4 protein-coding genes are annotated in these 4444 nt (G+C 42.4%); 2 read left to right on the plus strand and 2 right to left on the minus strand.

Going from position 1 to position 4444, the window contains the following annotated elements:
• The coding region (locus B7C60_RS07045; RefSeq protein ID WP_099611092.1) for a class I SAM-dependent methyltransferase at positions 1 to 571 on the minus strand (571 nt) is incomplete at its 3' end.
• Between the two features lie 266 nt (positions 572 to 837).
• On the opposite strand from B7C60_RS07045, the gene B7C60_RS07050 reads away from it, so the two are divergent.
• The gene (locus B7C60_RS07050; protein ID WP_099611040.1) at positions 838 to 1347 is read left to right on the plus strand and encodes an outer membrane beta-barrel protein; all 510 of its coding nucleotides are present in this window, start codon (positions 838 to 840) and stop codon (positions 1345 to 1347) included.
• A gap of 95 nt (positions 1348 to 1442) precedes the next feature.
• Here the strand turns inward: B7C60_RS07050 and B7C60_RS07055 are convergent, their stop codons facing one another.
• The gene (locus B7C60_RS07055) at positions 1443 to 2978 is read right to left on the minus strand and encodes an EAL domain-containing protein (protein ID WP_099611041.1); all 1536 of its coding nucleotides are present in this window, start codon (positions 2976 to 2978) and stop codon (positions 1443 to 1445) included.
• 359 nt (positions 2979 to 3337) lie between these two features.
• Between B7C60_RS07055 and B7C60_RS17180 the strand changes: the two genes are divergently transcribed.
• A partial coding sequence (locus tag B7C60_RS17180; RefSeq protein WP_216639311.1) for a cation-translocating P-type ATPase occupies positions 3338 to 4444 on the plus strand: 1107 nt, incomplete at its 3' end.

The raw sequence follows: 4444 nt of genomic DNA on the forward strand, positions 1-4444 counted from the left end.
CGCCTTGGACGACATGACCTAGCCCAGTATGGTTTAACCCTTCTTGAATATCTCGCTCTTTTTCTTCTAAAAATAGTGGCGTTAATTGGGCTAATTCTTTACTGAGTAATGCTTGGCTAAGCATCATTTCGGCAATCGGTGGGCCTCCTGATTGATAATTTAGTTGCTCAGGGGTGTAACCTTCAACCAGATAAACCCCTTGTGTTTTTAGCCCGTGTATAACAGAGCTATGGATTTGGCGACGTAATGGTGCTGGAAGGTGACAGAAGATAGAAACGATGCCATCCCAATCTTGATGTCCTAAATCAAAGTCAGCTAGATCGGCGTGGATAAAATGGATGTTTACTTGATTTTTCTCTGCTAACTGGTGAGCTTTTGCTAAAGCGACCTCTGAAATATCAACGGCAGTAACCTGATAGCCAAGTTGGGCCAAAAATACCGAATTGCGCCCTTCACCATCAGCCAAGCAGAGAATTTTTCCTTTGGGTAAGAAATGAGCATGCTCTTTCAAAAAATCGTTTGGCTGCTCACCATAGACATACTCTTTTCTTTGATAGATCTCATTCCACATCACAGGCTCCTTGATTATGAGACAAAAGACTGTAACAGTTAACCATATCAAATCAAAGTGTATCGCTCGCTTTGTTTAAGCCATGGTTATCCCCTTTCTACTTGAAGCTGCAACGTTAAATTGTTTGCGGGTATATCGATTTAGGTATCATCATATCCTCGTTATACGGCATCGCATGCAAGAAAGTGGTAAAACAGCTCAGATTTTTTCGATCTTGGCCGCTACACTAGGGGCTGTTAGGTTTAGATATGGATAAGGATATACGCATGAATAAATTCCCTCTGGTGACAGGTGCTGCTCTATTACTTACTTTTGCTGCATCGAGTTATGCTCAATCAACGCCTTTTAGTATGACGGCCAGTGCTGGCCCAACACAGGTTTCTTATGGTGGCGATAAAGCGACCGGTTATGCATGGAACGTTCGAGGCTCTTATTTATTGACACCGTTTAGCTCCGTTAACTTGGGTTATGGTGAAACGAATGCAGATCTTAAAGATGACTTAGGAGACAAACATTCGTATAAGGCTTACACGGTTCCACTGACCATGACGTTACGTCAACCTTTTGCGGCAGGAGATGTTTATTTACGCGCTGGTGGTCAATATTACAATCGTACTTATAAAGATAATGAGAGTGACGGTTTTGGTTTAACGGGAGCGATTGGAATTAACTTATTGAGTACTAATGCTTCTAATTTTTCATTAGAAGTGGGTTACAGTACACAAGGCAGTGCTGATTCTACCTCGATTACTGTTGGTGCTGGGCTTGGCTTTTAGCTCGCTCATCGATACAAATAGCGTCAAACGTGTGGATAAGCTCTCTTCTCGTCAGGTAGAGAGCTTACTTTTAGTTATATAAAAATAGAAGGTAGTTATACAAAAATAGAAGATGATGAGTTTGTATGGCTGAGTCGCTGGACGATTTCATTGATAGGCATAGGGTGCGCATAGACGTAACCTTGAATGAGATAGACTCCTTGTGCTGCAAGATAATTAACTTGATTCAGTGTCTCCGCTCCTTCTGCAATCAATTCTATTTTGCCCGTTTTTGCTGAGGCAATAATGGAATCTAACACGCTTTTCTTTACATCATCCGTTTCGATGGTATCGACAAACATTTTATCAATTTTTATGCTGCGGATATGGAGATGTTGCAGATAGGAAAATCCACCATAACCAGTACCAAAATCATCGATTTTAAATTGATAGCCTTTTTCCATTAATAATGCGATCTCTTCTGCGGCGACGGTTAAATTTTTGATCGGGATGCGCTCGGTTAGTTCAAATTTAATTCGTTGAGTTTGTGGCCAGTTCAGGGAATGCAAGAGTATGGATAGCTGACGTTTTTCAACATGTTCAGCGACTAAATTGATACTTACCCAATGGCTGGAAGGAAGACGCTCTAAATCATTTAAGACTTTTCGTATGATCTGAGTTGTGATCTCAACGATTAATCCGGTGCTTTCTGCGGCATAGATAAATAAATCAGGTGCTACTAATTCATGCCCTTTTTGCCAACGTAATAGTACTTCATAACCGACGACTTTCTGCGTGCGACTATCGACAATCGGTTGGTAATAAGGGATAAATTCACGATCCCGAATTCCTTTTTCAATGAGACCTTCAATTGAATTTCGATAGTTACGAACTAACCAATAGCCACTCATGAGGAGGAGACCCAATAAGAGACTAATCGGAGCACCCCAAATGATCATCTTGTATTGGATGTATTGTTGTAGAGCTTCACCAGACCAGAGCTGTTGTTTAGTGGCGGAGGTCTTTCCTGTACCATGAAAGACAACCGATTTTGCGTTGCTCTCGAGGGGAACCTGTTCATTTCCTCTTTTGATTGATAAGACTTCAGTACCATTTTCAAGAAAAGTCGCTTGATAATAAAAACAGGCGTTACATGGGCTATCGAGTTTATTTTGTATCCAACTGCTATCAATGACCCAAATCACCCGATTATTATTGTCAGTAAATTGAATAAGCAGTTCGCTTTCAGTGTGGTCGATTACAGGTGTAGCTGAGATTGAAAAGCCGGTTTGCACTGGAATGGAAAAACCTTTTATATCGTCGAGTATTAGTGGATAACCGAGTGTAGAGCACTGCTTACCCTCTTTGGTTTCAACGCTCATAAAACGAATATACCGATTATAGAAATGTGGGTTACGGATAATTTGCCAATCTTCATTATTACAATCAAAGTGTAGGGCAGTCAGTTGCTGCTTGATCATTTCTTGCAGGGCTTCCCCGCGATGAATCAGATAGAGTTCTATCTGATTCTTCTTCTGATTGAGAAGAAGGGTCGTGATGGATGATGAAATCAGTGGGAAGGCTGCGAAATAGATAAGTAGTGGTAGTAATAATAGAGATAAGGCACATTGTTTGGTGCGGTGAGAAGGCAAAGTCCTAATCCTCAAAATGATCGGTGATACTCATTACTTTAGCACCCTTTAGTGCTCGCTCCTGTATCTTGTGCGGTAAATCGAAGCGATTGTTGTCTTAATTATGAGACTGTTGTTAGTTTCTTGGCATTCAACTTATTTCCCTCATTGCGATCATTCTATATCCAAACAACGTGGTGTTGCACGTAGCCAGTACCCCTGCAGCTTCAAGTAGAAAGGGTGTAGATTGCCCACTTCGTCACACCCAGTTGAGCAGAAAAATTTGAACTCTAAGACGGATTTTTAAGCACAATCTCGTTTCTTATCATCTGGCAACTATCCTTAATAAGTGGATAAGCGGTTGAGATGAGGAGGTGAGAATGAGCAAGAAGGCATCGGATAGCCGATATAACGACCCAATGGTTCATTGGCATCAATTAACAGAAGACGAAGTATTTCAACGGATCGGCAGTGATGCCGAGTGTGGTTTATCTGCGCAAGAGGTTGAGCATCGCTTAGCGCAAGATGGCCCCAATGTGATAACGGGTCAAGCCATGATGCCTGCTTGGCGTCGAATGTTACTGCAATTTCATAATCCATTGATTTATATTCTCCTAGTTGCAATTTTAGTGACGATGTTACTAGGCGAGTATGTTGATGCCGGTGTGATTTTATTGGTGGTAGTCGTGAATGCCTTGATTGGCTTTGCCCAAGAGAGTAAAGCAGAGCAAGCGATCCACTCTTTAAAGAAAATGCTTTCATCCAATACAACCGTCATTCGTGACGGAAAAAAACAGTCGATTCCGACGATAGAATTGGTTTGTGGCGATATTGTGTTATTTGCCTCGGGGGATAAAGTTCCGGCTGATACGCGTCTTTATCGTTGTCGGGATCTTCAGGTGGATGAATCGACTTTAACTGGAGAGTCGGTGGCGGTTCAAAAGCAACCAGGTCAGCTTGATGCTGAGACGGTTTTAGGAGACCGACATAACATGGTGTTTGCGGGAACCTTGGTGACTTATGGTACCGCTCAAGGGATTGTTGTGGCAACCGGTGATAAAACGCAGACGGGAAAAATTGCGCGTATGATAGCGCAAGCCATTCAACTAGAAACACCATTAACCCTTAAAATTCATGCTTTCAGCCGTCTGTTATTGTGGGTGATTCTCGTTTTAGCTGCAGTCACTTTTTTTATCGGCCTCGGGTATGGGCTATCGGTTTCTGATACTTTTATGGCTGCTGTGGCGTTGGCTGTTGCGGCCATTCCAGAGGGGCTTCCTGCGGTCGTCACGATCACTTTAGCCATTGGTGTTCGGCGAATGGCCAGACGTAATGCCATTATTCGTAAGCTTTCAGCGGTAGAAACATTGGGTTCGACCAATGTGATTTGTTCAGATAAAACAGGGACGCTAACTGAAAATCAAATGACGGTACAAGGGCTTTATGCTGGCGAGGATCGAATTGAAGTTTCTGGGAGCGGTTATGCT

It is taken from the genome of Vibrio fujianensis (assembly GCF_002749895.1).
GTDB classification, from domain to species: Bacteria; Pseudomonadota; Gammaproteobacteria; order Enterobacterales; family Vibrionaceae; genus Vibrio; species Vibrio fujianensis.

Bases quoted from the DNA above. Each gene is read 5' to 3' on its own strand.
- B7C60_RS07050 (WP_099611040.1), top strand. From the start codon at position 838: ATGAATAAATTCCCTCTGGTGACAGGTGCTGCTCTATTACTTACTTTT.